We start from the raw sequence: 26,520 nt of genomic DNA, 5'->3' as shown, positions 1-26,520 counted from the left end.
TGAATTCTTACCAAAAAGGAGCCATTTATTACCAAAAACACAAACTATTTTACACTACCCTACAATTCTTCTCGCACAGTAAGGAGTACGATACTTATAGTTAGAAATCTTAATACCAGTCTTTGGGCTGCTGGCATGTACTACCTGACCACCACCGATATACATGGCAACGTGGTTAACACGGCCATTTCTTGCATAGAAAATTAAATCTCCTTCTTTCAGATTATCCAGACTTACCTTCTTACCTGCTCCCGACTGGGAAGCTGAGGTTCTAGGAATACTGATACCGAAATGTTTATATACAGACTGTACAAAGCCAGAACAGTCTGCACCATTTGTCAGGCTGGTACCACCATATACATATGGGTTACCGACAAACTTCTGTGCATAAGCCGCAATATCTGCTCCATTGCCGCTTCCAACAACACTTCCTGTACTTTCAGAACTGCTGGAATTATTAGAGCTACTGGATTGAGGTTTCTTGGAGCCTGAGTTTCCTGAACTATTAGAGCTGCTGGACTTATTGGAACTGCTGGACTGCTGCTGTCTTCTCTGCTCCTCCAGACGTCTAAGCTGTTCCTCTTCTGCCTTTCTTGCTTCTTCTTCTCTCCTCTTTTCTGCTTCCTCTTCTTCTATAGAAATTGCATGTTCAAATTCTACGTTAATCTTTGCATAATCACCGGAAATCCAGCCTGTCGTAGCTTCATCGCCCTCATCGCCTTCATCCAGAAGAATTTTAATCCAGCCATCCTTTTCCTTTACAACCTGATAGGTCTCGCCCAATGGAATCAGCGTCAAGGTAATGGCTTCTGTAGATGGTTTCTCACGAACCTTTAAAGTAGTTGTTGTAATCTCTGCCCACTTGGTTCCGTATTTATCTATCAGCTCTTCTGCATCGAAACCGATAGCAAGAAACTCTGCATTTATGTATCCGGTTACGCTGCCGGACTTAATCTTAACCCATTCACCCTTAGTTTCCAAAATCTTAGCTGCACAGCCTTTATAAAGCTTACCTAGGATTTCACTTTCTGTATTTGGCTTTTTACGGATATTTACATAATTATTTGCAATAGAGATACCTACATCCGCATACTCAGATACAGGCTCTTCCTTTTTTTCCTCTGCCTTTTCTTCTTCAGGAGCTTTCTCGTCTATTGCTGCAGCTGCTTCCGGAATTTGCGTATCTGTTTCCACTGTCCGAAGCATACTATTATCTATAGCCTCTGTATTTTCTGTATTCTCTGTATTCTCTGTATACTGCTGCAATGATAAGGAAATACCAGCTACTCCGCATTCCCCAAACAAACCTGCGGCAGACATAGATGCTGCAGTACTTCCTGCTGCAAGAACGGCTGTTGCACTAAGAATCGCTACTGCTTTTACGAGTGCTTCTTTTTTCATTGCTTTTCCTCCCATTTGTTAAATTTCTATCTTAAATGTTACAAAATTGTTAAATCACATTTCCGTAATTATTATAGCACCCTTTCCTCATTAAGTCAATATAAAGCTGCCCAAAAGTCAAAAACTTCCAGGCATTTCATTTAAATATTTTTCTACAGCTGTAATTGCATTTGCTCCATCTGCTGCTGCTGTAATAATCTGTTTTAATGGCTTTGTCCTGATATCCCCTGCTGCATAAATTCCGGGAACGCTGGTCTGGCAATCCTCCGTGGCCTTGATATAGCCACTTTCATCAAGCTCTACAACGTCAGCATAATTTTGGGAAAGTGGCATATTTCCTACTGCTACAAAAACTCCATCCAAGGAAAGCTCACTCTTCTCCCCTGTTTTTTTATTTGCAATACGCATACCAGTTACCATATCGTCGCCTTCAATCTGTTCTACAACGCTATCCCAGATAATCTCTACATTTTCCATTTCCATCAAACGACGGATCAAGCTCCTGGCTGCACGAAATTCATCTCTTCTATGGATAACATAGACCTTTTCGGCCAGTCTTGCCAGGAAAATCGCATCTTCTACAGCCACATCACCGCCACCGACTACGGCTACGCGTTTTCCTTTAAAAAAGGCTCCGTCACAGGTTGCACAGTAGGATACTCCCATACCGGCAAGTTCCTCTTCTCCTGGCACCTCAAGCTTTCTGTTCTTTACACCACCGGCAATAATTACCGTCTTTGTCTTAAACTCTGTACCATCCTCCAGAGTTATCGTTTTAATTCTATTTCCATCTACAGAGAGCCCCTTTACCTCACCTTCATAAAAATCCATCCCCAGCCCGTCACAATGCTCACGAAAACGGTTCGCCAGTTCAAAACCACTGATTCCCGGAATGCCTGGATAGTTATCTACCTCATAGGTATTGATAATCTGTCCTCCACTCATACTGCTCTTTTCAATCACAATTCCCTTCAGCTCTGCCCTGCTGGCATAAATCGCTGCAGTAAGCCCTGCCGGACCAGAACCAATAATAACAACGTCTAATATATTTTCCATCTTTTTCCCTCATTCCTTTCTATAATGATACCTCTTTTTTCAAAAAAATACTATGACAAACTCACATTTCCATGCTATAATAAAATAGTAAAAAGACAGTAGGAGGTATGTGTATGGATATTCCTGCTATGGCCACGGCTATGAGCCAGGCTCAGCTTATGACACAGGTAAATGTGGCGATTCTTGCCAACAGCCTCTCCTCCATTGAAACCATGGGCAATAATATGGTAAAGATGATGGAGCAGTCTGTCTGCCCTAATCTGGGTGGCAATATCGATATTACGGTATAAACCGGTTTATGATTTCCACATATACCATAAGGGCGGTACAAATACCAATACCTAAAAGGAGCGGCAGTGTAACTACTGTCTCTCTTTTTTTATTGTCCCTTTTCAAAAGTTCTGCTACGGCACCCCGCCTTCTTTCAAGACCAGTAATGATAAAAAGCAGCCAGAATGCCAGCACTGTCATAACCACTGCCGGCAAAAACAGAATCCGAATATAAGAAAGTAAATCTGCCCTTCCATTTGCAGTAATAGCAGCCGGTGCCATACGACTCAGGACTACGGAAGTAGTATTTATGCAAAAATGCACAATCACAGACCCTAGCAAGGAGTCGGAAGCTTCCACCAGAAGAGCAAATATTATCCCCATTACAAAGGCATAAATGAATTGATTAAAATTCATATGCATCAGTCCAAATAAAAGGCCGCTGAGTAAAACTCCTGTTCTGGGACTGTGTTTTTGATATTCATGAAAAAACACACCACGGTATACACATTCCTCTAGGATACACGGCAAAAGGCCAATGGAGACAATTCCCACCCATAAAGGATACTCTTTAATAATATCACTTAGAGAATTACTAATTACATTTGTAGAAAACAGCATGCTAATTGCATTCAGCACATTCAGTGTTGGTGTAATCAGATAAGAGAAAATCACTAAAAGAAACACCGTAATCGGCCGTAGTGGCCGGATGCGAAGGGACTCCAGCATATTTCCCCGGTTCTTTGCTATATAAATGAGCATGGGTACTGCATACACAATTTGTGAAACCAAAAGATTGAGCAATGAATTTTTCTGCACCGCCGGCACAGCTCCAAGAAAAAGCGAGACTACTACCGCGGTCACTACTGTTATCAGAAATACTTTATTTACTTCCTGAACCTTTTCCATTTTTCTTTTCCTTTCTTTTTCCTTCTCCCTATGATAGTAACACATCTATATTATTTTTTCCAGTTTTCTACTACTTTTTCCCAAAACTTTGTGTTATACTATTTTTTATGGAGGTAATGCTATGTATTCTTTTGAGAGCCGAATCCGCTACAGTGAAGTGGATTTTCATAAAAAACTAACTCTGGCTGGAATCGCTAACTACTTTCAGGATTGCAGTACCTTTCAGTCAGAGGATCTGGGGCTTGGCATCGAAGCCCTTGCAGAGCTTAACCGCGCCTGGCTCCTTAACTCCTGGCAGATTGTGGTAAACCGGACACCCTTTCTGGGCGAAAAGGTTACTGTCGGCACCTGGGCCTATGATTTTAAGGGTTTTTATGGCTACCGTAATTTTATTATGATGGACGAAGCTGGTGAAATATGTGCCGTTGCCAACTCCCTTTGGGTCTATGTGGACACCGACACCGGGCATCCTGCCCGGATTCCCCAGGAAGCTGCCAAGCCTTATGGCTGTGAGCCAAGATATCCTATGGAATATGCTGACCGCAAGGTTTCTGTACCAAAGGAGCCGGCTTCTCACCCTTCCTTCTGTGTTGTGTCCGCCAATATTGACACCAACAACCACGTAAATAACGGCCAATATATCCTTATGGCTGAGGAATATCTGCCAGAGGGCTTTGAGGTTAGAGAGCTCCGGGTAGAATACCGTAATGCTGCCCGCCTTGGTGATACCATTTATCCTAAGGTTTGCTGCGAGGACAGGCTGTGTACCGTTATTTTAGAAGATGTAGATGGAAAAATTTATGCAATTCTTGCTTTTACAGGCAAATAAGCCAGAAAGGATATAGTTATATGATAGAATTAGGAAAAATACAGACTCTGATTGTTGTCAAAAAATCCAGTAACGGTGTATATCTTAATACTCCCGATGGCGAGGAAGCTGAAAAGGTTCTTCTACCAAATAACCAGGTACCTGAGGACTGCCGTCCGGGAGATGAGCTGTCTGTTTTCATCTATAAGGACTCAGAGGATCGTCCGATTGCTACCAGGACAGTTCCTTATCTCACCCTGGGTGAAACAGCTCTCCTGGAGGTTGTTCAAGTATCCAAAATAGGTGCTTTTCTAAACTGGGGCCTGGCAAAGGATTTATTTTTACCCTTCCGGGAGCAGACAAAGCGGGTAAAGCCACAGGACAAGGTTTTAGTCGCCCTCTACATCGACAAAAGTGACCGGCTGTGTGCTACCATGAATGTATATCACTATTTGAAAAGCTGCTCTCCTTATAAAAAGGATGACCAGGTTTCTGGTATTGTTTACGAAACCAGTGGAAGCTTCGGCATCTTTGTCGCTGTTGACAACAAATATTCAGCTCTGATTCCGAAAAAAGAGACAGCACAGCCACTTTTCGTCGGTGATATCATAGAAGCCCGGGTAGCCTCTGTCCGTGAGGATGGTAAGCTGAATTTAAGTCTTCGTAAAAAGGCCTATCTACAGATGGATGATGACAGCGAGTTAATTTTTTCTAGTCTGCAGAAAAAAGGCTTTCTTCCGCTCCATGACAAGTCGGATCCGGAAGACATTAAGGCTACCTTTGGTCTTAGCAAGAATGCGTTCAAACGTGCTGTCGGCCATCTTTTAAAGGAAGGAAAAATCACACTGGAGGAAAACGGAATCCGTCTGAAGAAAAAATAGATACTATAGAAGCAAAAAGCTGGAGCTACCTTTTTAAATCAAGCTCCAGCTCTTCTTGTATTCCATTATCTCAAAGCAAGCTCCAGAGTAGCCATTAGCACATCTATCTCTAATGGCTTTGGAATCAAATACTTCAATCCAATATTCCTAACCTCTTCCAGTGTTTCATTATCACACAGGGAGCTCAGCATAATAATTTTGACCTCCGGCATCTTTTTCTGAATCTCCTGTGCTGTTTCAAAGCCATCAATACCCGGCATAATAATGTCAAGCAATACAATATCCGGTGTCAAATCCTCACACATGGTAATACCCTCTTCGCCACTTCTGGCATGACCTACTACCGTATATCCATTTCCTTCTATTCCTTCTCTTATCTGATTTGCGATAAATGGTGAATCATCAATCACCAGAACAGTTTTAGACATATTTTTTTGCCTCCTTTGTGTTTCATAATTGTATTTCAAACCTATCTGCATATTGCCATATTCCGTTATAAATCCAATCCAGTTCTCATGAAGATAAGAGCCAGGCTGGTCAGCCTCTGCCCCGTCCAAATACTTTGGTACAGTAAGTCGAGAGGCACTTTTCAATGCTCCATTAATTACTGACAAAGCTCTCCCACAGATGATATTCAAATATTCTATGACATAGAGCATTTTTGTATCCTCCGGAAGTTCCTGTCCCTTATTTAACCCTCGTGCCAGCTGCTCAAAGAGTGGATTCTCTATCCTGCACTCAATAGACGACTCAAAAGCTCCAGTCGTATAAACCATAAAGGTATATTTATCCTGCAGGTCAGCTTCTTTTACGGAAACTTCTTTTAAGTGAATCGATGCCACCTTTTTTGTCAGTACTGTAAATGCATCCTCGTATACAGCAACAACATCCACATTGTCTACTCCTATCACTGACACCCCCAATTTTCTTTTTTATGAATTAATTGTTTAGGAATCTCATTTTATTCTGATGATCACTCTGTATCTTTTCTGGCTGCTGTGGCTGTGGTTTCTGATAAGCCCCTGCTAAACGCTGAGTCATCTTTGATTTACAAGCATCGCAGTAACGACCGGTATAAATAGTTTTACCACAGCTCTCACATTCCAGACCAATAGCAGAGTCCGGTGAAAAGCTCAGCCGTTCCTCACGGATCCATTTTTTAATAATCTGAACTGGTACTTCATTTGCTTCAGACACCTCTCTAATGCCACACTTCGGATTATTGTAGATATATTCCTTTACCTGAGCAAATTTATCCTCCAGCTTTTTAAGACAGGACGGACACAATGGTGGTCCTGATACATAATTAAATAAATTACCGCATTCTCTACAGTTTCTAACATCCATTTTACTACCTCCTAGCGTCCATTTCCGATGCATAATGTAATAAAATAAACTTCCCTGGCTCCTGCTGCCAGGAGACTTCTTGTACAAGCCTCTATTGTACTTCCTGTCGTATAAATATCATCCACCAGAAGTACCCGGCCAAGCCTTCTTCTTTCACAATGCTCCGGATAAAATCGAAACGCTTTTTTTAAATTTTTTTGTCTTTCTTTATGATTTAAGCCCTTTTGAGGCTTTGTAGAACGAATTCTTAAAAGTGCCCTTGTCTCCATCGGTACCTGCAGGGCCCGACTTAGCTCTCTGGCAATCAGCTCCGCCTGATTGTAGCCTCGCAGCCGCTTCTTCTCCCGATGAACCGGAACGGGAATAATGGTATCAAATTGAAGCTTTTTCAGCTGTTCTCCATAGGCCTTCATAAGCTCCTCACCATAAAAGTCCGCATACTCTTGTCTTCCCTTGTATTTAAAAGCTGCTACTGACTGCTTCGCCGCTCCCTCATATATCCACAACGAGTAACCCTTTATGTAATGGAAGACTCCATGACTGCAGTCATAGCAGTACTCTTTCTCCTCTTCGACGGGCTTGCCGCAGCGAAAGCAACGGGGCCCTTTTATCCATTTTAACTCATTTTGACACTTTCTGCAAATTTTTTCCTTATTTTTTAAGACCCTATCACAAACAGGGCATCTACGCGGAAAAAACCAGTCCAGTAAAATGTCGATTCCCCTTTTTTTCTCCATATAAGCTTTAAAACAGTTTCGCTGGATAAACACCTTCAGAAACCAGCTTTTTAAAGGATTCTACCACATAGTCCTTGTCCTCACGGTAGGTTACTCCAAACCACCGATCCGGTGTCTTTAAAACGTCTACCTGGGCTTGTCCTGACTGAATTAGTCCATCCACAACTGTCGGCAGAAGAAATTCTGCTTTCAGCTCATTGCCCTCAATCGTTCCCAGAAATTCGCTAAAGCTTCCCTCTAAAATCTCAAGAAAATCCAGGGTAAAGCCCCACATATTCATAGATACCGGCTGTTCAAAGGGCAGCGTCTTTATCGGTGTGGCTGCCACCGTTCCCTTCTTTACAATCTCATGAGTTTCCTCAATGCCCTCCAGAATACCATAAGGGCTGACCTGGCATACACCGCGGGTCACTGCACCATTTTCACTTAAGGTATTGCCAAGCTCAAAGCCGGCCATACAGAAATGATATTTCTTACCACAATCTGCTGGGTTTTGCAAGAACTGGTTTACAATGCGAAAGGCTTCCCTTCCATAGTAATCATCTGCATTAATCACTGCAAAGGGCTCTTTCACAACACCCAAGCAGCTTAAAATTGCCTGTCCTGTCCCCCATGGTTTCGTCCGTCCCTCTGGCTTTGTAAAGCCTTTCGGAAGCTTATCAATGTCCTGCAGTACATATTCGACTTCTATCTGTTTTTCCAAACGGTTACCGATAACCTCTTTAAAGTCTTTCTCTATCTCCTTACGAATGATAAATACAACCTTCTGAAAACCTGCACGAATCGCATCATATACAGAATAATCCAGAATAATCTCTCCGCCAGGTCCTACCGGCTCCAGCTGCTTTACACCACCAAAACGACTTCCCATACCTGCCGCCATAATTACCAAAGTTGTCTTGTTCATAGCCTGCTCCCTCTTCCATATAGATATTTTAAGTATACACTATTTTCTATAAAATTGCATCAACTATTTACATCTCCTGAATACGCTCAGCTAAACTGGAATACCTCTTCTGCTCGCTGACATTTGCAATCATGTGATTTACCATATCAGCACTGCCTACTAAAGTCACACAGGACTTTGCCCTTGTCACTGCCGTATATAGGATATTCCGGTTAAATAACATCGCCGGTCCTGAAAGCACCGGCATAACTACCGCCGGATACTCACTTCCCTGAGCTTTATGTATGGTAATCGCATAGGCAAGCTCAAGCTCCTCCATATCCGCATACCGGTACTCTACCATACGTCCTTCCTCAAACTCAACGCAAACCAGCTCTGCAAAATAATTGATTTCCCTGATAATTCCGGTATCTCCATTAAATACACCGGTTCCTGTTTCCACAGTAACGCCAAAACGGTTTCTTACCTCCCACTCCATCTGGTAGTTATTCTTTATCTGCATAACCTTGTCACCCTCACGGAAGATACCATGGGCAAATTCCCTCTCTCTTTTACCTTCGGCAGGTGGATTTAAGTATTCCTGTAAAATCTTATTCAGCCGCTCTACCCCAAGCTCGCCCTTCCGCATCGGTGTCAGCACCTGAATATCAAAGCTTTCTGCTTTAACATAAGGCGGTAGCTTTTCCTTAATCAGATAAATCAGCACCTGAATAATGACATTTACATTGTCCCGCTTCAGCATAAAAAAATCCCTGCTCTTATTGTCCAGAGCAATCTCCTCGCCCCGGTTAATCTTATGGGCATTTACGATAATATCACTTTCTGCAGCCTGGCGGAAAATTTTTGAAAGCTTCACTACATTGAAGCAATGGGAATTAATAATATCTTTCAAAACATTGCCAGGGCCCACGGATGGAAGCTGGTTCACATCGCCTACCAAAATCAGCCGGGTCCCCACCAAAATTGCCTTTAGCAAAGCATGCAAAAGATAGATATCCACCATGGACATCTCATCAATAATGACAACATCCGTTTCCAACGGATTATGCTCATTCCGTTCAAAACTCAGTGAAGAGCCTCCTTTTTCCTCCGGCGAAGCCTTCAGCTCCAAAAGTCTGTGTATCGTCTGAGCCTCGTAGCCCGTCGTTTCCGACATCCGTTTTGCTGCTCTTCCAGTCGGTGCTGCCAGCAAAATATCCATACCCTCCGACTCAAAAAGCCGGATTAATGTATTAATTGTAGTAGTTTTTCCTGTACCTGGCCCACCGGTAATAACAAGGAGTCCATTTTTCACACCTTCCATAACAGCTGTCCGCTGCATCTCATCCAGTACAATATTTTCCTGGCTCTCCAGGCTTTCAAGCCGCCGTAAAAGCTGTTCCTCACCGACCTCATAGCAGGTATTCAAATCCAGAAGCATCCTGGCACAGTTCATCTCCATATAATAAAGGGTGGAATTATAAATAATCCTTTCCCCATCCTTTTCCTTTACTATAATCCGGCTATCTAGGAAAAGCTCTGTCAGGTGGCGTTCCATAGCCTCCGGCTCTATCAAAAGCAGCTGGGCTGTTTTCTTTAATAAAAGTGCCTCTGGTATGTAAATATGTCCGGCGGCAGAAGCCTGGGAAAGCATATATAAAAGTCCTGCTTTAATTCGGAAATCAGAATCCGAAGATATTCCAGCCTTTGCCGCAATCTCATCTGCCAGCTTAAAGCCGATGCCTGAAATATCCTCCGCCAGCCGATAGGGATTCTCCCGAAGCACCTCATAAAGCCGCACCCCATACTCCTGGTAAATCTTTACTGCCATATTATTAGAAATACCATACTGCTGCAAAAACATCATTGCATTTCGCATTTCCCGTTTTTCCTCAAACTGCAGTGCAATCTCCCTTGCTTTTTTATCACTGATGCCCTTAACCTCAGAAAGTCTCTCCGGCTCCTCCTCTATGATACGAAAGGTGTCTTTTTTGAACTTTTTCGTAATCCGGGCGGCCAAAGCAGGACCAATTCCCTTGATTGCCCCGGAACCAAGATACCTTTCCATCGATAGAGCATCCTCCGGCTCCTTGACCTGGTAGGAGACCACCTTCACCTGTTCCCCGTAGAGAGCATGCTCGGTAATGTTTCCTGTTACTTCTATATATTCTCCCTCACTGATAACAGGAAAAGTACCTACGCAGGTCAGCTCTTCCTCCTCCTGGGACAGACTCAATACCGTATAACCATTGTCTGCATTCCGATATACAATTTTTTCTATATAACCCTCATACTGCTCTGCCATCTCTTTCCTCATACCCTTCTTGAAAGAAAGGCGTACCTGCTCTCTTTCAAGCCGATACGCCTTTTTCTTACTTTGCTGTAGTGTCTCCCATGTTTCGCTTCATGGAATCATACAAAAGCCGGGCGATTCCCAGCTCACCGCTCTCTGTAGCTGCCTCTGCATACTGCTCAACCAGCATGTCACCAAAATACTGCATGTATTCGCCTTCATCATCACTGCTATGTACGGTCTTTTTCATTTCCTTAAATACCTGCTCTACAAAGTAGGTTTCAAAGCTTTTGCAGGCTTCTAAAAGCTCCTCATCCTCTGCCATAGAAACATCCGTATTGAAAAGGGTCTGCTGAAGCTTTTCTGCCTTGTCACTACCAGTAACGCTGCCCATATTATTAAGATAATAGGAGGATAATCCGTCTACTGATAAACCCATGCCACTCACCTTCCTATCCTCTTAAATTGTTGGCCTGCTGCAGCATCGTATCGGATGCTGTGATCACCTTGGAATTCATTTCATAAGCTCTCTGGGCGACAATCAAATTAACCATTTCATCGACAGCCTGTACATTGGATGCCTCCAGGTACTTCTGACGAATCTCGCTCTTTTTAAGTACCGGGTCACTTGCTTCCCAACGGGCTGCTCCAGAAGCCGGTGACTCCTTTAAAATACTGCCGGAAAATTTCTCAAGACCAGATGGATTATTAAACTGTACCAGCCCAATCTGAATACCGGTCGGCTGGGCATTGCCTGTTTGATCCGGATAGCAGAAACGTCCATCTGCATCCACAGTAAGTAAGGATGTGCTCATACCTGAATCAAATACGATAGGACTTCCGTTGGTATCCAGTACCGGCCTTCCATCTGCATCACACAGAGTCGTACCGGCTACACCGATAGACATCCTGAAGGATCCGTTTCTCGTATAACCAATCGTGCCGTCCTCCATCTGTACTGCAAAGAAGCCGTCGCCGCCTATAGCAAAATCCCAGTCATTACCGGTCTCATTGTAGGCTCCCTGGGTAAATTGGGAGCTAATGGCTGAGTTACGAACACCCAGGCCCACCTGAACACCTACCGGCTTTGGATTGCCATCACTATCCGTAGACTCTCCCTGTATCGTCTGATACAGAAGGGATTTAAATTCAGTTGTTTCTCTTTTATAACCTGATGTGTTAATATTTGCAAGGTTATTGGAAATTGTATCTACATTGGTCTGCTGTGCAATCATTCCTGAAGCACCTGTCCACAACGCACGCATCATAGGGCATTACCTCCTTATCCTACCCTTCCCACAGAGTTGGCTGCCTTATCCAGCATCGTATCTGTGGTCTGGATTACCTTTTGATTTGCCTCATAGGCACGGGTAATCGTTATCATTTCTACCATCTCTGAAACTGCATTCACATTGGACTGCTCTGTAAAGCCCTGGTGAATCAGTCCCTCTGCCTGTATCATTTCCGCACCTTCAATGGCTCGGTAAGAAACGTCACCCACCTTTTCTAAATAATCATAATCCGTAAAATCTACAACCATAATCTTATCTACTGCAGTCCCGTCCGCATAAACAGTTCCATCCACATCGATTACAACGCTGGCCGCATCCACTGGCACCTGAGCATCTCCATTCTCACTCTGGAGAGAATTACCCTCCGTATCTACGATGTGCCCGTCCCGGGTTATTTTAAAGGAACCGTTTCTTGTATAACGTACAGACTCATCGCCTACCTTATTTGTGTAGCCCACCGCAAAAAAACCCTTACCTTCAATTGCCAGGTCATAGGTATTGCCAGTAGTGCGAAGAGATCCCTGTCCATAATCCGTATAAACCTCACCCAGCTTTACTCCAAGACTCATGTCCCCGATTTTCTTTGTCAGATGTCCCTCAGACCCATCACGGATCTTCAGGGTGAGCATCTCATCAAAGGACTGGTTCGTAACGCTTTCTTCCTTATAGCCTACCGTCGCCGCATTGGCAATATTATTGGATATAATATCAAGTCTCTTCTGCTCATTTGCCATACCTGTATAGGCAGTATATAATCCTCTTACCATAGGGTTTCACCTCATCTGTTATTCTTTTTTGCCGCTTAAGAACTCAACAAACTTACCAGTTCCAATCGCTACACAGGTCATAGGCTCTGCTGCTGTCATCGTGGTGATACCTGTCTTATTCTCAATCAGCTCCTCTAGTCCGCGAAGAAGGCTTCCACCTCCTGTAAGCACAATACCACGGTCTGCGATATCTGCTGCCAATTCCGGCGGTGTCTTCTCCAATACACTGTGCACTGCTTCTACAATCTGGGAGGTAGATTCTCTTAAAGCCTCCTCCGTCTCCTCTGAGGATACCGTAATCGTCTTTGGAAGTCCTGTCACCAGATTACGTCCCCTGACATCCATAGTTTCACTTTCTGCACGACGGAATGCACTTCCTATTTTTATCTTAACATCCTCAGCAGTTCTTTCACCAATTAATAAATTATGTTTTTTTCTCATATAGCGGACAATTGCCTCGTCAAAATCGTCACCTGCAATCTTAACTGATGTGCTGACTACCGTGCCACCCAGGGAAATAACTGCAATATCTGAAGTACCTCCTCCGATATCTACAATCATATTACCACAAGGTCTGGAGATATCAATGCCAGCTCCAATCGCTGCTGCAATCGGCTCCTCAATGATGGCAACCTCTCTGGCACCTGCCTGATAGGTAGCATCCTCTACTGCTTTCTTTTCTACCTCAGTAACGCCGCTTGGGACACAGACGCTGATGCGTGGCTTTCTAAGACCTCTTTTACCGACAGCCTTCTGGATAAAATGCTTTAGCATTTTCTCTGTAACAGTATAATCAGAAATGACCCCCTGACGCAACGGACGTACTGCTACGATATTGCCTGGAGTACGTCCCAGCATCAGACGTGCCTCCTCACCGATAGCCTTAATCTTGTTGGTATCTCTGTCAAAAGCTACTACAGATGGCTCCTTTAATACAACGCCTTTTCCCTTTATATAGACCAGTACACTTGCAGTACCTAAATCAATTCCAATATCACTGCCTAACATGTTTTTGCTCCTTCCTTAATCTTAAATGTATTTATCTGATGATATCTAATTTTTTCCATACAATTCATAATTAAACATACTCTATCTTATTATAAACTCATTTCATCATTTTTTCAAAGGAATTTTTAATTTTATACATATTTAACAGTGAAATAGGAAAAAGGTATCCTAGGACACGGCAAAGTCTACATGCTGAACAGTGCCGGCTTCTCCATTTTCCTTAAGGTATATGCAGGTTTTCCGTATCTGGGCACCCTCCATGTGTAAATTTTTCAGACAGCTACAAAGATAATATCGGCAAAGCCAAAGGGATTCCTTAGACAAATCACCATCTGGTCGCTCTCTTCATAAATTGTATTAAACCGTATAAGCGAAAGCTACTGAAAGGAGTGTTCATTTTGAGTCATTATGATGCAATGCAGGGAATGCCACTTGCTATGGCCTATGTTCCATGGCAGTCCTGGCAGAATGTTTCTGATGGTGCCAGAGGACTTGCCCAGGGCACTATTTTTGAGGAACTGATTTTCCCATTCGAATATGCCGGCAAAGGCTGCCGCAACATTCGCAGCTATCAGCCAAACTGCCCTTTAACACCACAGGCAGGCTGCCCAATGAATCAACGTCGTGGAAGGAGGGATTGTTCATGTCAGGAACTGACAAGGAAAAGCTTTTAAGCTTTATTCATGAAGTAGGCTTTGCGATTGATGATGTCGTTCTCTATCTGGACACCCATCCACAGGATAAACAGGCAATGGAATACTATGAAACCTATCGCAGGCTTCGCAATCAGGCTGTCGAGGAATATACCCGCCTCTATGGTCCTTTGACCAATGAAAATGTAGCCTTTGGCAGCTATTGGGCCTGGGTCAGCACTCCATGGCCTTGGGAAGGAGGATGTAAGTAATGTGGAATTATGAAAAACGACTGCAGTATCCAATCAACATTACCAAAAGCAATCCAAAAATGGCAATGGTCATCATCAGCCAGTTTGGTGGCCCGGATGGTGAATTAGCTGCCAGCATGCGTTATCTCTCTCAAAGATATGCCATGCCATACCGCGAGGTTGCAGGACTTTTAACAGATATTGGTACCGAGGAGCTGGCGCATTTATGTTGGAAGTTTATTTTTTTTTATCATTATTCGCAATTTTACTTATCTATATTGTAAAGAAAAGACCGAACCCTAGTTAATTCTAAGATTCGGTCTTTTTATTACAGATATTCAAACAACTTCTTCAATGCCTTTTCTCCCAGCTTTCCAGTCTGTTTCCAGCCCATCATTTTTCGGAACATATTGACCTTTTGAGTGGTGTCATTTCCCCAATCTCCATCCTCATCTGTCCTCTCGGCTCCTTTTAGATTTAAAGCCTTGTTTAGTGCTTTCTGGATAGCCAGAGTGACGAATTTATTTGTATTTCCCTGTCTGTAATACTCACCTGCTACTCCTTTCACCTGGAAATGTGGACTGTCTGGAGAGCTTGTCCAATTCGCACCGGCCTCAAAGCCATACTTAACCATTGTCTTAATAATTTTCTGGGTATCCTTGTCCTTTGTATTCCATATGGCCGTCATTCTGCCGTTTACCTGCCTTTGTGGAACCACATCTACCGCACAGCCGGAAATATGAATGCTGTTAAGCGTCCAGGTTACTTTGCCTTTCCCTGGAGTGGCATACCCGACCGGAACACCTGCAGCCTTGCATTGGGCTGCGGTCCTGCCCTGTCCATAGAGCATATGCTGGCGTTCCCTGGTGCGAATGGTCTCTACCACCAGAGGATTTACTCCTTGCTGCCGTAAATCAAAAAGGGCCAGCTCAAGCTGGACCTTTACTAACTTATTTAATTTTGAAATATCTCTACATTGTGCTGTACTCATTACTCATCATCCTTTCCATCGTAGCTTAACAAATTGCGGAGCATTTCATAAAGTCCGGTGCTTGCCAGTCCGGATATCATGCCACCAAGGATTACTGACGCATTAACGTTCCCAAGATGGGTGAGTATGGCTATCAGTGTGCCAAGGCACAGCATGGTCAACGGTATGTACTGGTTACCAAACCTTTCGAAAATCCTTGCGTGCTTCAGGGCAAAGCCTACACAGAGGCAGATGCCCAAGGTTACCAGGTCTACGTACTCCAATAAAAAGCTTAAATCATTCATTTTCTCTTCCTCCTATAAAATCATTAATACTGCTCCAACGATTGCTCCGACCAGGCTGCTTATTACAGCGGTAGATACTGCCATTTTAAGCTGCTTGTAATTCTTGGCTGGTTCTTCCTCCAGGCTGTCAAGCCTGGCACTATGTTCCTTCTGCTCTTCCAGAATCCCTTTCATCGTGATACTGATTTCCTTAATCTGTAAAAGAATGGCTTGCAGGGTTGATGTAGTCTCTTCCTGCTTATTCATTCTATGCTTTAAAGACGCCAGCTCATGCTCATGAGCTTTAAGCTTTACTGCTACTTCTTCATCCGTCATAGGTGACCTCCTTTCCCATGAAAAAAGAAGCCCTTAGGCTTCTTTCCTGTCATAATCCTCTCCTGTGATTTCTTTATACTCCTCTCTTGTGATTCTTCCAATCTTAACCAAATTCCTTATCCTTCCAATTCCCCATAATTTTGGATAGTATTTTTTACAAATCTCCTTCGCTTTCATAACTTACCTCCGTTAAATCAATTCCTGCTGATAGTGCTATATATTCAATATCGGCTCTTACCTTATCTTCAAAAGAAGGCTGTGGCGGCAACCAGTCTTTGTTTTTGTAAAAACCCCTCTCCTTCGCAAAAAGATATCTACCTAAATCTTTTGACAGGTCGTATGGTGGATTTTCCGTTGTTGAATCAACATTCCAAGCTTTAATATCTTGATAGATTGTATTATTCTCCATGTCCATCCATCCAATAGCTCTATTCTCATCCCTTGTCGTTTCATAATCTCCTTTTTCCTCATTTATAAAAATCATGCTAACTTCATTTGTTAAAGCAATAATATGATTTTTTTTGTCCGTAATAATATACATTCTCTATCTCTCCTTTTATTTTGCCAACTTCGACACTACAGTTACTTTTTGATTATGTTTCGCACCAGAACCTTGATTACTCCCTCCTATCCCTTTTGTTAATGCGACTCCCTCTGTGTCATCATTGGAAATGGCTAATTTTGCTTGAATCTCATATATATAATTCAAATAATCAATGTTTGCATTTGGGAAATTTATTACTGTAGCTTCTCCATCATATATAGTCAGTGCTTTTGACCCATACAGAAGTAAAATTTCTGAATAATAAAAACCAGCCTTGGTACTTAATTTTCTCAGCAATCCATTCCTGGCATTTGAAATTTCAAACAATTCATTGCGAATAAGCAGCCTATTGTCTAAATTGGAAGTCACTATTATTTTTTCTGTAGAAAGAGCTATAGACAATGTGCTGCTGGAAATATTACCTTCGTTATCTACAGTCCTATAATACAAAGCAGAGCTATTCTTTCCTATAAATACAATCCTTACCTTCTCTGTTAATTTGCATACATTTAAGTAAGCGTCCTCAGTTTTATTAACATACTGTTTTTTGACCTCCTTTGCAGTTTTCCCACTGATTCTACCTGTAAAGATGCCTATAGTATTTCTATCACTATTTTTGCTATATGCCAAGACAAACTCATCTTTACCGAAGTCACAATCTGCAGAGTCACAAGAATCGATATGAAGGATAGTTTTATTTTCAAGCCTCAGTGTCCCTTTGTTGTCTGACAAAAAATTTATGGAAATATACATAGTATTATACGTTGTCATGTTCCAATCGTTTATAGTGCCTGTACCATGAATTATCGGCAGATAGAAATGTCCGGATGATGTTTTATAAAGGGCTTTATTTTTATACGACACGCCTTGAAACTCTTTATCCCTTCCAATATATATTTTTTTCATTCCAGACACCGATATAGTTACTCCATTTAATGTTAAATACCAATACATGAACTCATCGTATGATTTTGAAGTTGGGTAGAGCACATATACATGGGAGCTATCGCTTACAATAAATTTTGCATCACTTATATACTTTAAATCACTATCTTCTATTCCGTAAACATATTTCTTTTCAAGAATTTGAATACGTGGCCCTACTGAAATGTCGACACCATTTATTTTAATTACCGAAGCATACATTCTATAATAATTATAGTTTGAATCTGCTTCTTTTGAAAGGAGAAGTACTGTGCTCTCGTCTATCTTACATGTTATAAAACTGCTGTCGCTACTAGTTTTTAGTGGCAGTGTTTTTTTAATGGCTTTTCCAGAACCAATCCCGGATATTCCATAAGTTAGCTGAACAAAATCACCAACCTCTATTGTCTGCCCTGCATATACATAGTAATCTTTTTTCACACCTCTTATCTCGCTGGCAATCAGACCAGTTCCTACTACCTTATTCCCATTGACCCATGCCGTCTTTCCTCTTGCTATAAAAGGAGCTGTAGCGTTTGCCTGCGTTTGAGAAGCTAGACTATTTGCTGTTATTTTTCCGCCTCCATCATGATATCCCTTTGGTATTGTATAGGAACCACCTGCATTAAGGACTTGTGCTACAGCTCCGTTGTCCGGCATATTTCCTTCCTGTTCTTCTCCTTTTGAATTGACAAATACTTTTCCACTCAATACATCATCCGGTACCGCTGTTACATTTTTTGTATTTGAGCCGCCTTTTGACGGCATCCTTACAATTACAGCCATATCAATCACCTCTCACTATCACTATAATTGGCAAATCTATCTTTGGTTTGTCACCAAAAGCTTTCAGGGTTACACTTCCTTCTGCCTGGTCTGCTCCGGTAATACCAGCACTGCTCATAGCCTCATACTGTTCCTGGATTAAAGTCGCCGCCGGAAGGATTTCAATATTGTTTGTTGCGGTGGCTCCCTCTACATCAATGGTAATGTAATATGGGGCTGTATCTCCTGTCCAGGAAGAGGCAAAGAGTGTTGCTGATTTTTCGATAGATTTATCTGCCTTTCTTGCTATTGCTGAATCAATCTTATCTGCATTCTGATTAAAATTGTCTACATCATATGGTTCATCCTGCAAAGGCTTTCTTAATTTTAAGTTTTCCGTATATTCCAATTTCACACCTCCAATTCTTCTTCCTTAAGTTGCCTGTGAGTATAAGCTGCAAGCTGTGCGTGGGTCAAGCCAGATAGCATACGGTTGGTATTGTACATAATGGTGACTTTAAGTATCATGTTTTCTGGAATCACTCTATCCAGAAGCTTTTCAACCTCAGCTTTTAGTTTTTTGCTTTTTAATGCTACTTTAACTGAATACGAATATTCTTCAACATTTCTATCAACAGACACTCCATCTTTTCCACACAAAGACTGCAGCATAGCATAAACTACCCTGTAAGTGTAAGGAAGAGTTTCGTTAAGCTTTCCTTTTATTCTAAGTCGCCTAACCTCTATCGGGTCTGTATCAAGCGGTTTTAATTCAAGAATTCCTTCCCACCGCCGCAAACCTATGTCCTCACTGCTCTGCACTTTTGACTCTTTTAAAAGATAGTCCATTTCATTCCACAAAGCAGTTTCTTCTATCTGTTCCACCCGGAGAATTTCCTTGATTTCCTCATAATCCTTAAAAATACAGCCATCAAGATATTTCATCAGTTGATTATCCACTTATTTCACCCCTTACTGCTATCTCATACTTGTCAAGAATAACATTCTTCTCCTCTCCATTTAACATGGTTCCTGTAATATCAAGTACGCCTATTATTTTCAATATGGCACTTTCAATCTGAGCAATCCTGACTACAATGCTTTCATTTCCTTTTTCCTCCCATTCCTTATTGATGCTTAAGAAATATTTGTCTACAGTTCCCTCCACAAAGCTTTTGATATCCTCAAAAGAATATCCGGTATCCAAAGTCAAAGTAGTTGCTACGTTAATTACCTTTCCAGTAACCGCCTGTATATGCACTGTGTGGTCTATAGGGGCCAGTCCATCACCTTCTCCAGCATTTTCTACCGGGTCTATTATTTCCTGCACCTTTTCAACCAGAGAAAGTGATGGTACAGAAAAATCAGAGGCAATAATAACAGCTAATACATGGCCTCCCTGTACTTCACCGGAAGCATTCCTTGCTCTGGCAGTTTTAACACCTCCAACACCTTCAATTCCATTAATTTTCTCTTTGTAGTCTGTCTTATTTCCTCCAAAAGCCATTGAACGGAAGTTATCCCTCCATCTTTTGCGGAATGCTTCAGTATCTTCCTCATCCTCGCCAGGTATCAGAACATCTAATATCCTCACCGCAGTAAGGCCCTCTACAAATTCATTAGGGATGGCTTCTCCGCTGTATTTATTTCCGATTTCTCCAGATTCTTGACACACAGCCTTGTAAACATATTCACCCGAGCTACCTGCCTCATCTACGGCCTCTGTTATGGTATAGTTCAGTATATCCAAAGATACGCTAAGCCCAAGTGGAAGAACTGCATCAGCTACACATTTTCGTACTGCATAAGTTGCAGCACTTGGAGAAAGCCCCCTGGTGTCCCGTGCAATCCTTGTTAATCCATCTCTTTCCGCTGTATCTCCAAACATTTGATTATGCAACCATGCAAGATGAGAATATAGCCTTGCCTGCTCAACACTGTTTGGTGCCAAAGCTGCATAAATTGGAGACCCTTGCCTTTTATCAAATTTATCATCTACCAGGCTAAGTTTTTCCTCCAAGAGAGCCTCATAGGTCTTTTCTTCATACATCTTAAATATTCACCTCTTTATTTACTTTTGTTGTTCCAAAGATTGTACTGACAATGAACTCAACAGCCAGCGTACCGGATTCCGGTAAATCAAATTGGAAGTTATCAATAGATATTACTCTGTCATCTGCCTCCAGAGCTTCCTTGATTCGCCTTTCCACTTCTGCTATACAATAATCCAGCGGCATACCGATTAAATCAGCTAGCTCTACACCATAGCTCCAATCATATATAGGACACTGGTATCTTTCTGTGTTAAGGATGCAGTAAATGGCCTGCTCCATCGCCTCCAGTCCATCACATTGCCCCTGGACCTTGTTGTCCTCCTTATTCATAGCAAAAGTAAGTGACGGCTGTGTTTCTGTCTCTAGCTCTTCTAATAAATCATCATCTTCATTTGGTATCACTCAGACACCTCCAATCTGCATAGCACGAGATAATCTTGTCCACCCTGTTTTGATAGAATCAAGCATTTTTCTCCTTTTTTCAGTGCGTTATGCACCTTGTATTTCCTCTTTGCTCCATCAGAAGTAGCCTCTACCTCATAATCTTTTGTTTCCCTGGTAAGAATCAGAAAATCTTCGTCCAGAAGCGTTTTCTGGTCGATTCGTATCTTCAATGGAGAAGCAGATTCTACAGTCCCGGTCAAAAATTCTACCGGTTTACTCTCTCTTACAGCTTCTATGGCCGCCTGCTTGATAACCGAAAGAAGATCACTCATACAAAATCGCCCCCAATCAGTTTTACGTCCATTGTATGTACGTTTTCTTTAAAGGTATGGGTTACTTCATCTACAAGCATATAGTTGTTTATTCTGATATCATCCAGAGTCAATGAAACAAGTAAGCTACATCCTGCTCTCACCCTGATATCACCAGCAGCATTCTTAATTGTGAGGTTTCTGCTTTTCCGATTGTACAGCTTAAGCAGGCTATTTGTTTTTGACTTTAACCCGGCATTATTCTGCTCTGACTGATAATACTGCAATACACCCCATTTATTGATGTTTTTGCTATCCTGAGCAATATAGGTTTCTATCTTACCTGTTTTTTGATTAGTGTATGCCAGTTTGATTTTATTGTAGACATCCTTATCAATACTGGATGTATATGTGAAACCTTCTGCTGTTTCATCGCAAATCAGAAGATTAAGCTTCATATCTGCAACATCCGTAAGGCATATACGGCCAAAATCATCATACAAAACATAAAGTTTTCCTTTACTCTGCATTGTTTCATCCAGAGCGTTCTGCACAATATCAAACAGCGTCTTATTACTCTCCAGCTTTTTAGAAATAACATGCTTTGTATCTGTTATCTTCCCGGCTTTTAAACCAAAATCAGAGCAAACCATCTTCAATACCTGCGATGCTGTCTTATTCTTATAAATATAGGTATCCTTATTTTTGAAATACCGGAGCTGATCATAACAAACAACATCTATCGTATCCCTGCCACTCCGCTTTTTTTCAAATACATAACCATAAAACAACTTTTTACCATCAACGAGAAACCTAACCGGATTTCCCTCTGTGAATTTCAATAAGCCATCGTTTATAGCCGTAAAATTGAGTTGCCCCGGAGTTCCTTTTCTCACGCTTTTAAGTTTTATGCCCTCTTCTATACCTGGAGCATATATTTTCTTTCCATTCTGCATCAGTAATTCAATTCCCATAGCCCCTCCTTATGGTATCTTAAGCACAGTGCCAGGATATATATATCTTCCGTTTTGAGAGCTGCTTTTTCCGTGTTTCTTCGCTGCTTTCTCAATGGCTGACTTATTGGCTGCATATATCTTACTTCCATTTCCTCCATCTCCATAACAGCTTTTGGAAATCTTCCAGAGGCAGTCACCTGACTTTACCGTATACGATGTTCCAGAAGCAGCTTTTTTTGCAACTCGCTTCTTTCCGGTCGTTCCTGCTTTTTTCTTATTGCTAGTCAACCTTACAACTCTGGTTTCAAACGGCCGGTATTGCTTCAATTCCACAGATACTATGCAATCAAAACCATCTTCTGCACTTTCCTTAATTTCATATTCTTCTAAGGTTACGGTTGTGTTCGTTTTAAAAAGGCTTCCTCGTCCCGGATGCACGCGGCTTACAATAAACTGAAACGGTTCTTTCTCTGTTTTCAGCTTTTCTAAAAATTCCAGGTAGTACCCAGCCGGCTGGAATTCAAATAAATACTCTGCAAAAGGGTAAGATACATTCGGAAGCAAAATATCAAATTTATATTCTGTGAGACCTGCCGTCTTAAGCAGATTTACCTCTCCTTCGTTCATCAGGGTAATTGTCTTATTCTTGTTTTTAATCTTGGTAGAAAGCTTCTCCGGTGTCACAGGAAGCATTTCTGTACCAAAATAAAAGTGATAGCCCTGCTGCTGGGAAAGGGAAACCAAAAGCGGCTTTATTGCCGCCTTGATTCCTGCCTGTATTGTATTTGTAATCATCAATGCACCCCTTCCGCTGAAATAAGCATTTCTCTACGAACGCTCTCACCAATGTACGCTGCGATACCGTCCAAATCACTCATTTCATTCACCTGGTTAATCACACCGCCTAAATCCACCTTGATATCCCGGAACACCGTTCGGTCAATGATGTCTCTTTCTGCAATATCCCTGAGATATTTTAAGTCCTCACTGGAAATCTCGGTAGAATCTGCAATTTTACCAGTATTAGCTGCTGTAACTGCGGCATAATTCAAGGCTGTTTCATTTGCCTTTTCCGACTTATTTTCCGTTGCTTCTTTCCTCATCTGTTCAATTTCTCTTCGTCTGTTTGCATGCTCATAATTAGCCTTTTCCAATAATTGCTGACTTTTTCTTTCTCTATTTGCTTTTTCATTTGCATATGCCGCCTCAGCTGCTTTAAAAGAGGATTCTCTCGCACTTTTCTTATCTGCTTCTGCCATTGCCGCATCTGTAGCAAAAGTAGCAGTCCAACTAATAGCCTCAATAGAAACTCCTGGTATTTTATTTAGAATATCAATAAACCCATTTATCATTGAAATAGAATTATTAATTAAATCTTGCAAATAAGTAAGAATATTCACCTTACTCTCTCCAACAGCATTTGCCATATTTATTCCCATTGCTTTAAATGACAAGGATATTTTTCCACAAAAATTTGCAATTCTTGTATTTGCCATGCTTATATCTGCTATCAACAATGCGATTCCATATTTTATATAATCAACCATAATAGCCCAGGCTATCCTTACGCCTCCTACCGATTGCACCCATTTAACCAAAGCAGATACAACCAGTCCAATAATTGTTAAAATAAAAATCCCTGGGAATGCCGCAACTGCGGTATTATATGCTGTTTGCATTAATGTAGCATTTCCAGTCATTAAGGCTACCACTGCCAACCCTGCCGCCTTTGCCAGCTGTAATGTCACATACGCCGCCCCTTGGCCATTGGCGATTGCCGCCTGAATATTTGCTATTCCCTGTGCAATGGCATAAGCCCCTACGGCTCCAGCTACACCCCAGACTAAAGGTTCTATCATCGACCAATTTTCTACTATCCAGCCAGCACCATCTACCATAAGATTCAGCACAGGTCCTACAGCTGCCGCGATTGTTGCCATTCCTCCAACGATACCTTGTACTACTGTCTGAGTATTGGCATTATTTGCAATTTGGTTAATCTGCTGCAGAATCGGTTGAAATGCCATAACTCCTGCATTTCTCACAAAATTAGCTACATCACTCCAAGTCATTGGAATTTCTTCAAATTTAGCATTTGTCTCATCTGCCGCATTAAACATTGCAGCTTTGATAACACCGGCTGTAAGAAGACCTTCTGATGCCCAGTCTTTCATGCTGCCCTGGGCGTGCTGAACATTCACCATATAGTCCTCAATCGCAGAAGCCAACAACGGAGCGTTTTCTATAATACTTCGGTATTCATCTCCCTGGAGCCTGCCAGAAGCCATAGCCTGTGTAAGCTGATACATCGCTGATGCCTGTTCCTGTGCTGATGCACCGCCTACTTTAAGGTTCTTATTCATCAGTTCTGTAAACTGGATAAGTTCATCATTTCCGGAAAATGCATCCTTAGCCAACATACCCATTCGTGATACTGCTGCCGCTGTATCCATATATGAAGCTCTTGAATTTTGAGCTGACATATATATTTTTTCTTGTAATTCTGCTGTAGTCTGCAAGCCATCGTTCATTAAGTTAAGTCTTGCTGCCGTCTGTGCCATTTCATCAGACAACCCAATCACACCACTTACTGCACGCATTCCAACATAGGCCCCTACTACAGCCTTTACTTTTCCTAGCAATTCCTCTGCTGCTGTATGACCAGTTCTTACAGAATCATTAAACTGATGTTGAGCTGTAGCAGCTTTTCTTAGCTCGTCATCAATTCTGGAAGTTTCCATGTTCATATCATTCATGGCGACCTGTGCCGCCCTGATTGCATCTGTATTTACCGCCTGTCCGGTGGCTGTCTGCATATCAGCAAACGCACCAAGGCACACATTAATGCTTTGTGTCATTGTTCTAAAAGCAGGTGACAGTCGGTCTTTAATCTGAATAGACGTATTAAGTCCTGGCATGAAATTTCTCCTTTCTTAAATTGATACATAAAAAAGAAAGCCTATTTCTAAGCTCTCTATGCAGCAATCTTCTTGACATTTGTCTGCTGGATAAATTCCTTAATTTGGTCATATCCCCATCCGCAATCAACCAGACCGCTAACAAGACATTCCATTGACTGTACAGCCTTTAACTCCTCTTCTGTAAAGCAATCTCTAATATTATCCTTCTTTCCTAATCCATACTTTTCCCGGAGCTGGTTCGCATTCATGCCGAATACCACCTTGTAAATGCAGTTTGTGTAAGTAGAATAGGCGTGGCCGTGCATTCTTTCATTCTCTTCTGACTGCTGGATTGCCTTTGTGAGAGCCTGTCTTACAGCAATTCCTTTCTCACGCTCTTTCATTTTGCCGATGAGAGCCTGTTCCATTGCATTGAATTGCTTAATATAGGCAAGCTTAAATTTCATTGCTTTTTCACCAGTATAGCCCATGACCAAAAGAGTAAAACCGTCACGGTTCATATAGTACATAGGATTTGCTTTTCCGTTAGCGGCCTTATATGTTGCTTCATAGAATAGGGCGGAAAATTCCGCTGTACTCAACGTATCTTTTATGACACGAATACTTTCAAGTACATCTTTATGTTGCTTTTCAAAAGTCTCAGCCACATCAAGACTGGTTACTACAGTTACCTCTTCCTTATTGATTTTTGTGATTTCTACTAACATATTTTTCAATCCTTTCTGCTGATTTTTTGTAATAAAATAAGACGTAGCATTTTGCCACGCCCTTCAATAACAAAATCACCTAGATTTCTCTGGGTGCCTTGAAATACATTTTTCAATTTTGTATATTTATATGCAAAATTGCTAATCTCTTAAGCAATGCTTTGCATGTTTTATCCAAAAAGAAATTTTTTCAACATACTCTTCCACCGTTAAATTTTCGTACAATTTCATTCCATGTAATCCTACCAAAACCTGCATACGAGTTTTATTTCCACTTAACTTTATTCTTCCTATTTGATAACCATCATAGTGAACACTAAAACTTTTATCCGACATCGGTTCTAAGTACAATAACGCTGATTTTAAACCACTATTCTCTATATTTTTTACAAGTTCTCTAAAAAAATAATCTTCATTTTCCGATGTTTTCATATATACTCCATAACCTCTTTTTCTCAAAAGGCTTTTAGTTAATATGTCAACAACTTTCCCTTGCAATATTTTTTCATCAGCTGACAGTTTTATTTTTGTCTGGTCTAATGCTACATTTACTTCATCATAATTATATATTTTCTCTTGCTCAGCTTTTAAATTTTCATTGTTTTGCTTTAATACAGATGAATTATTTAAAAATTTCCCTATAAGCCGCTTTTCGGCAATCCCCAATAGCAAAAGTATAATACCAACTACTATAAAATCTGTTAGTTGATATGTTTTATAAGATTTACCTACCTGAATAATTCCAAAAACAATATACCCAGCAATAGTTAAAACTAGTATCAGATAAGTATATTTTCTTCCGCATTTCCATCTCTTCATGTTTTCC

General features: G+C 41.5%; 33 protein-coding genes and 2 pseudogenes. 6 read left to right on the top strand and 29 right to left on the bottom strand.

The genetic code is table 11. From position 1 onward, the window contains the following. Positions 1–54 precede the first annotated feature (54 nt). Together ASU35_RS02585 and trxB are read right to left on the bottom strand one after the other, a co-directional pair. Entirely contained in the window at positions 55–1,401 is a 1,347-nt protein-coding gene (locus ASU35_RS02585) for a C40 family peptidase (protein ID WP_058351537.1), read from the bottom strand. Between the two features lie 117 nt (positions 1,402–1,518). Then, complete coding sequence (gene trxB / locus ASU35_RS02580) at positions 1,519–2,457, bottom strand: thioredoxin-disulfide reductase (protein WP_058351536.1); 939 nt, start codon at positions 2,455–2,457, stop codon at positions 1,519–1,521. 113 nt (positions 2,458–2,570) lie between these two features. On the opposite strand from trxB, the gene ASU35_RS18415 reads away from it, so the two are divergent. Beyond that, entirely contained in the window at positions 2,571–2,747 is a 177-nt protein-coding gene (locus ASU35_RS18415) for a YjfB family protein (RefSeq protein WP_083504108.1), read from the top strand. Here the strand turns inward: ASU35_RS18415 and ASU35_RS02575 are convergent. Then, positions 2,737–3,636, bottom strand: coding sequence for a CPBP family intramembrane glutamic endopeptidase (locus ASU35_RS02575; RefSeq protein ID WP_172794580.1), 900 nt, complete (start codon positions 3,634–3,636; stop codon positions 2,737–2,739). The genes ASU35_RS18415 and ASU35_RS02575 overlap by 11 nt on opposite strands. A 121-nt stretch (positions 3,637–3,757) precedes the next feature. Here ASU35_RS02575 and ASU35_RS02570 point away from each other — a divergent pair, with 121 nt between their 5' ends. Beyond that, positions 3,758–4,465 carry an acyl-[acyl-carrier-protein] thioesterase gene (locus ASU35_RS02570; protein WP_058351534.1) on the top strand — a complete coding sequence of 236 codons (708 nt, stop codon included), beginning with the start codon at positions 3,758–3,760 and terminating at the stop codon, positions 4,463–4,465. 20 nt (positions 4,466–4,485) lie between these two features. Further along, positions 4,486–5,325, top strand: coding sequence for a CvfB family protein (locus ASU35_RS02565; RefSeq protein ID WP_058351533.1), 840 nt, complete (start codon positions 4,486–4,488; stop codon positions 5,323–5,325). Positions 5,326–5,390: 65 nt separating this feature from the next. Here ASU35_RS02565 and ASU35_RS02560 read toward each other — a convergent pair whose 3' ends face one another. The 10 genes and pseudogenes from ASU35_RS02560 to mreB all read right to left on the bottom strand — a co-directional run bounded on the left by ASU35_RS02560 (position 5,391) and on the right by mreB (position 13,655). After that, on the bottom strand, positions 5,391–6,236 hold the full coding sequence (locus tag ASU35_RS02560) for a response regulator (RefSeq protein WP_147525338.1): 846 nt from the start codon (positions 6,234–6,236) through the stop codon (positions 5,391–5,393). A gap of 28 nt (positions 6,237–6,264) precedes the next feature. After that, complete coding sequence (locus ASU35_RS02555) at positions 6,265–6,672, bottom strand: flagellar protein (protein WP_083504107.1); 408 nt, start codon at positions 6,670–6,672, stop codon at positions 6,265–6,267. A gap of 11 nt (positions 6,673–6,683) precedes the next feature. Continuing rightward, complete coding sequence (locus tag ASU35_RS02550; protein WP_242861184.1) at positions 6,684–7,178, bottom strand: ComF family protein; 495 nt, start codon at positions 7,176–7,178, stop codon at positions 6,684–6,686. Positions 7,179–7,226: 48 nt separating this feature from the next. Beyond that, positions 7,227–7,409 (bottom strand): annotated as a pseudogene (locus tag ASU35_RS20035) (double zinc ribbon domain-containing protein); the annotation flags it as partial. A 7-nt stretch (positions 7,410–7,416) separates the two neighbouring features. Beyond that, the gene (locus ASU35_RS02545; protein WP_058351529.1) at positions 7,417–8,316 is read right to left on the bottom strand and encodes a nucleotidyltransferase family protein; all 900 of its coding nucleotides are present in this window, start codon (positions 8,314–8,316) and stop codon (positions 7,417–7,419) included. 67 nt (positions 8,317–8,383) lie between these two features. Next, positions 8,384–10,612, bottom strand: coding sequence for an SF1B family DNA helicase RecD2 (gene recD2 / locus ASU35_RS02540; protein ID WP_242861183.1), 2,229 nt, complete (start codon positions 10,610–10,612; stop codon positions 8,384–8,386). A gap of 55 nt (positions 10,613–10,667) precedes the next feature. Beyond that, positions 10,668–11,027 (bottom strand): rod-binding protein, encoded by a 360-nt coding sequence (locus ASU35_RS02535; protein WP_058351527.1) that lies wholly within the window; start codon positions 11,025–11,027, stop codon positions 10,668–10,670. Positions 11,028–11,040: 13 nt separating this feature from the next. Next, positions 11,041–11,856, bottom strand: a complete 816-nt coding sequence (flgG, locus tag ASU35_RS02530; protein ID WP_058351526.1) for a flagellar basal-body rod protein FlgG — start codon at positions 11,854–11,856, stop codon at positions 11,041–11,043. Positions 11,857–11,870: 14 nt separating this feature from the next. Further along, positions 11,871–12,647, bottom strand: a complete 777-nt coding sequence (locus ASU35_RS02525; protein ID WP_058351525.1) for a flagellar hook-basal body protein — start codon at positions 12,645–12,647, stop codon at positions 11,871–11,873. An 18-nt stretch (positions 12,648–12,665) separates the two neighbouring features. Further along, positions 12,666–13,655, bottom strand: coding sequence for a rod shape-determining protein (gene mreB, locus ASU35_RS02520; protein WP_058351524.1), 990 nt, complete (start codon positions 13,653–13,655; stop codon positions 12,666–12,668). 398 nt (positions 13,656–14,053) lie between these two features. On the opposite strand from mreB, the gene ASU35_RS02515 reads away from it, so the two are divergent. The 3 genes and pseudogenes from ASU35_RS02515 to ASU35_RS02505 form a co-directional block, all read left to right on the top strand. After that, positions 14,054–14,329 carry a spore coat associated protein CotJA gene (locus ASU35_RS02515; protein WP_058351523.1) on the top strand — a complete coding sequence of 92 codons (276 nt, stop codon included), beginning with the start codon at positions 14,054–14,056 and terminating at the stop codon, positions 14,327–14,329. Beyond that, positions 14,299–14,559, top strand: a complete 261-nt coding sequence (locus ASU35_RS02510; RefSeq protein WP_058351522.1) for a spore coat protein CotJB — start codon at positions 14,299–14,301, stop codon at positions 14,557–14,559. Before ASU35_RS02515 ends, ASU35_RS02510 begins: the two co-directional genes overlap by 31 nt. Next, positions 14,559–14,765 (top strand): annotated as a pseudogene (locus ASU35_RS02505) (manganese catalase family protein); the annotation flags it as partial. The gene ASU35_RS02510 and the pseudogene ASU35_RS02505, both read left to right, overlap by 1 nt. 101 nt (positions 14,766–14,866) lie before the next feature. Here the strand turns inward: ASU35_RS02505 and ASU35_RS02500 are convergent. From ASU35_RS02500 to ASU35_RS02430, 16 genes are all read right to left on the bottom strand, one after another. Beyond that, positions 14,867–15,529: a M15 family metallopeptidase gene (locus ASU35_RS02500; protein ID WP_058351521.1), complete on the bottom strand. Its 663-nt coding sequence runs from the start codon at positions 15,527–15,529 to the stop codon at positions 14,867–14,869. Further along, positions 15,529–15,813 (bottom strand): phage holin family protein, encoded by a 285-nt coding sequence (locus ASU35_RS02495; RefSeq protein WP_058351520.1) that lies wholly within the window; start codon positions 15,811–15,813, stop codon positions 15,529–15,531. The genes ASU35_RS02500 and ASU35_RS02495 overlap by 1 nt, the downstream gene beginning before the upstream one ends. 12 nt (positions 15,814–15,825) lie before the next feature. Further along, a complete protein-coding gene (locus tag ASU35_RS02490) occupies positions 15,826–16,128 on the bottom strand; it encodes a hypothetical protein (RefSeq protein WP_058351519.1) in 303 nt (100 codons plus the stop codon). 33 nt (positions 16,129–16,161) lie between these two features. After that, positions 16,162–16,305 (bottom strand): XkdX family protein, encoded by a 144-nt coding sequence (locus ASU35_RS18410; protein WP_083504105.1) that lies wholly within the window; start codon positions 16,303–16,305, stop codon positions 16,162–16,164. Continuing rightward, positions 16,283–16,669, bottom strand: coding sequence for a hypothetical protein (locus ASU35_RS02485; RefSeq protein WP_058351518.1), 387 nt, complete (start codon positions 16,667–16,669; stop codon positions 16,283–16,285). Before ASU35_RS02485 ends, ASU35_RS18410 begins: the two co-directional genes overlap by 23 nt. Positions 16,670–16,684: 15 nt before the next feature. Beyond that, positions 16,685–18,382: a hypothetical protein gene (locus ASU35_RS02480; RefSeq protein ID WP_058351517.1), complete on the bottom strand. Its 1,698-nt coding sequence runs from the start codon at positions 18,380–18,382 to the stop codon at positions 16,685–16,687. Position 18,383: 1 nt separating this feature from the next. Then, complete coding sequence (locus ASU35_RS02475; protein ID WP_058351516.1) at positions 18,384–18,770, bottom strand: hypothetical protein; 387 nt, start codon at positions 18,768–18,770, stop codon at positions 18,384–18,386. 2 nt (positions 18,771–18,772) lie between these two features. Further along, complete coding sequence (locus tag ASU35_RS02470; protein WP_058351515.1) at positions 18,773–19,321, bottom strand: putative phage tail protein; 549 nt, start codon at positions 19,319–19,321, stop codon at positions 18,773–18,775. Continuing rightward, positions 19,314–20,411: a baseplate J/gp47 family protein gene (locus ASU35_RS02465; RefSeq protein ID WP_058351514.1), complete on the bottom strand. Its 1,098-nt coding sequence runs from the start codon at positions 20,409–20,411 to the stop codon at positions 19,314–19,316. The genes ASU35_RS02470 and ASU35_RS02465 overlap by 8 nt, the downstream gene beginning before the upstream one ends. A gap of 1 nt (position 20,412) precedes the next feature. Further along, positions 20,413–20,817 (bottom strand): DUF2634 domain-containing protein, encoded by a 405-nt coding sequence (locus ASU35_RS02460; RefSeq protein WP_058351513.1) that lies wholly within the window; start codon positions 20,815–20,817, stop codon positions 20,413–20,415. Then, on the bottom strand, positions 20,814–21,131 hold the full coding sequence (locus tag ASU35_RS02455) for a DUF2577 domain-containing protein (RefSeq protein ID WP_058351512.1): 318 nt from the start codon (positions 21,129–21,131) through the stop codon (positions 20,814–20,816). The genes ASU35_RS02460 and ASU35_RS02455 overlap by 4 nt, the downstream gene beginning before the upstream one ends. Beyond that, positions 21,128–22,084, bottom strand: a complete 957-nt coding sequence (locus ASU35_RS02450) for an XkdQ/YqbQ family protein (RefSeq protein WP_058351511.1) — start codon at positions 22,082–22,084, stop codon at positions 21,128–21,130. The genes ASU35_RS02455 and ASU35_RS02450 overlap by 4 nt, the downstream gene beginning before the upstream one ends. A 9-nt stretch (positions 22,085–22,093) precedes the next feature. Then, the gene (locus ASU35_RS02445; protein ID WP_058351510.1) at positions 22,094–22,861 is read right to left on the bottom strand and encodes a LysM peptidoglycan-binding domain-containing protein; all 768 of its coding nucleotides are present in this window, start codon (positions 22,859–22,861) and stop codon (positions 22,094–22,096) included. Then, complete coding sequence (locus tag ASU35_RS02440; protein ID WP_058351509.1) at positions 22,861–24,984, bottom strand: tape measure protein; 2,124 nt, start codon at positions 24,982–24,984, stop codon at positions 22,861–22,863. Before ASU35_RS02440 ends, ASU35_RS02445 begins: the two co-directional genes overlap by 1 nt. Before the next feature lie 56 nt (positions 24,985–25,040). Beyond that, on the bottom strand, positions 25,041–25,694 hold the full coding sequence (locus tag ASU35_RS02435; protein ID WP_058351508.1) for a Rha family transcriptional regulator: 654 nt from the start codon (positions 25,692–25,694) through the stop codon (positions 25,041–25,043). A 141-nt stretch (positions 25,695–25,835) separates the two neighbouring features. Further along, the gene (locus ASU35_RS02430) at positions 25,836–26,513 is read right to left on the bottom strand and encodes a hypothetical protein (protein ID WP_058351507.1); all 678 of its coding nucleotides are present in this window, start codon (positions 26,511–26,513) and stop codon (positions 25,836–25,838) included. Between the last annotated feature and the right edge of the window lie 7 nt (positions 26,514–26,520).

The organism is Acetivibrio ethanolgignens, from assembly GCF_001461035.1.
Taxonomy (GTDB): Bacteria; Bacillota; Clostridia; order Lachnospirales; family Lachnospiraceae; genus Velocimicrobium; species Velocimicrobium ethanolgignens.
Note: the sequence above shows the minus strand (reverse complement) of the source record. Positions and strands in the feature narration are given on the sequence as shown.

Bases quoted from the DNA above. Each gene is read 5' to 3' on its own strand.
- ASU35_RS02585 (WP_058351537.1), bottom strand. From the start codon at position 1,401: ATGAAAAAAGAAGCACTCGTAAAAGCAGTAGCGATTCTTAGTGCAACA.
- trxB (WP_058351536.1), bottom strand. From the start codon at position 2,457: ATGGAAAATATATTAGACGTTGTTATTATTGGTTCTGGTCCGGCAGGG.
- ASU35_RS18415 (WP_083504108.1), top strand. From the start codon at position 2,571: ATGGATATTCCTGCTATGGCCACGGCTATGAGCCAGGCTCAGCTTATG.
- ASU35_RS02575 (WP_172794580.1), bottom strand. From the start codon at position 3,636: ATGGAAAAGGTTCAGGAAGTAAATAAAGTATTTCTGATAACAGTAGTG.
- ASU35_RS02570 (WP_058351534.1), top strand. From the start codon at position 3,758: ATGTATTCTTTTGAGAGCCGAATCCGCTACAGTGAAGTGGATTTTCAT.
- ASU35_RS02565 (WP_058351533.1), top strand. From the start codon at position 4,486: ATGATAGAATTAGGAAAAATACAGACTCTGATTGTTGTCAAAAAATCC.
- ASU35_RS02555 (WP_083504107.1), bottom strand. From the start codon at position 6,672: ATGGATGTTAGAAACTGTAGAGAATGCGGTAATTTATTTAATTATGTA.
- ASU35_RS02545 (WP_058351529.1), bottom strand. From the start codon at position 8,316: ATGAACAAGACAACTTTGGTAATTATGGCGGCAGGTATGGGAAGTCGT.
- recD2 (WP_242861183.1), bottom strand. From the start codon at position 10,612: ATGAGGAAAGAGATGGCAGAGCAGTATGAGGGTTATATAGAAAAAATT.
- ASU35_RS02535 (WP_058351527.1), bottom strand. From the start codon at position 11,027: ATGGGTTTATCAGTAGACGGATTATCCTCCTATTATCTTAATAATATG.
- flgG (WP_058351526.1), bottom strand. From the start codon at position 11,856: ATGATGCGTGCGTTGTGGACAGGTGCTTCAGGAATGATTGCACAGCAG.
- ASU35_RS02525 (WP_058351525.1), bottom strand. From the start codon at position 12,647: ATGGTAAGAGGATTATATACTGCCTATACAGGTATGGCAAATGAGCAG.
- mreB (WP_058351524.1), bottom strand. From the start codon at position 13,655: ATGTTAGGCAGTGATATTGGAATTGATTTAGGTACTGCAAGTGTACTG.
- ASU35_RS02510 (WP_058351522.1), top strand. From the start codon at position 14,299: ATGTCAGGAACTGACAAGGAAAAGCTTTTAAGCTTTATTCATGAAGTA.
- ASU35_RS02500 (WP_058351521.1), bottom strand. From the start codon at position 15,529: ATGAGTACAGCACAATGTAGAGATATTTCAAAATTAAATAAGTTAGTA.
- ASU35_RS02495 (WP_058351520.1), bottom strand. From the start codon at position 15,813: ATGAATGATTTAAGCTTTTTATTGGAGTACGTAGACCTGGTAACCTTG.
- ASU35_RS02490 (WP_058351519.1), bottom strand. From the start codon at position 16,128: ATGACGGATGAAGAAGTAGCAGTAAAGCTTAAAGCTCATGAGCATGAG.
- ASU35_RS18410 (WP_083504105.1), bottom strand. From the start codon at position 16,305: ATGAAAGCGAAGGAGATTTGTAAAAAATACTATCCAAAATTATGGGGA.
- ASU35_RS02485 (WP_058351518.1), bottom strand. From the start codon at position 16,669: ATGTATATTATTACGGACAAAAAAAATCATATTATTGCTTTAACAAAT.
- ASU35_RS02480 (WP_058351517.1), bottom strand. From the start codon at position 18,382: ATGGCTGTAATTGTAAGGATGCCGTCAAAAGGCGGCTCAAATACAAAA.
- ASU35_RS02465 (WP_058351514.1), bottom strand. From the start codon at position 20,411: ATGTATGAAGAAAAGACCTATGAGGCTCTCTTGGAGGAAAAACTTAGC.
- ASU35_RS02455 (WP_058351512.1), bottom strand. From the start codon at position 21,131: ATGAGTGATCTTCTTTCGGTTATCAAGCAGGCGGCCATAGAAGCTGTA.
- ASU35_RS02450 (WP_058351511.1), bottom strand. From the start codon at position 22,084: ATGGGAATTGAATTACTGATGCAGAATGGAAAGAAAATATATGCTCCA.
- ASU35_RS02445 (WP_058351510.1), bottom strand. From the start codon at position 22,861: ATGATTACAAATACAATACAGGCAGGAATCAAGGCGGCAATAAAGCCG.
- ASU35_RS02440 (WP_058351509.1), bottom strand. From the start codon at position 24,984: ATGCCAGGACTTAATACGTCTATTCAGATTAAAGACCGACTGTCACCT.
- ASU35_RS02435 (WP_058351508.1), bottom strand. From the start codon at position 25,694: ATGTTAGTAGAAATCACAAAAATCAATAAGGAAGAGGTAACTGTAGTA.
- ASU35_RS02430 (WP_058351507.1), bottom strand. From the start codon at position 26,513: ATGAAGAGATGGAAATGCGGAAGAAAATATACTTATCTGATACTAGTT.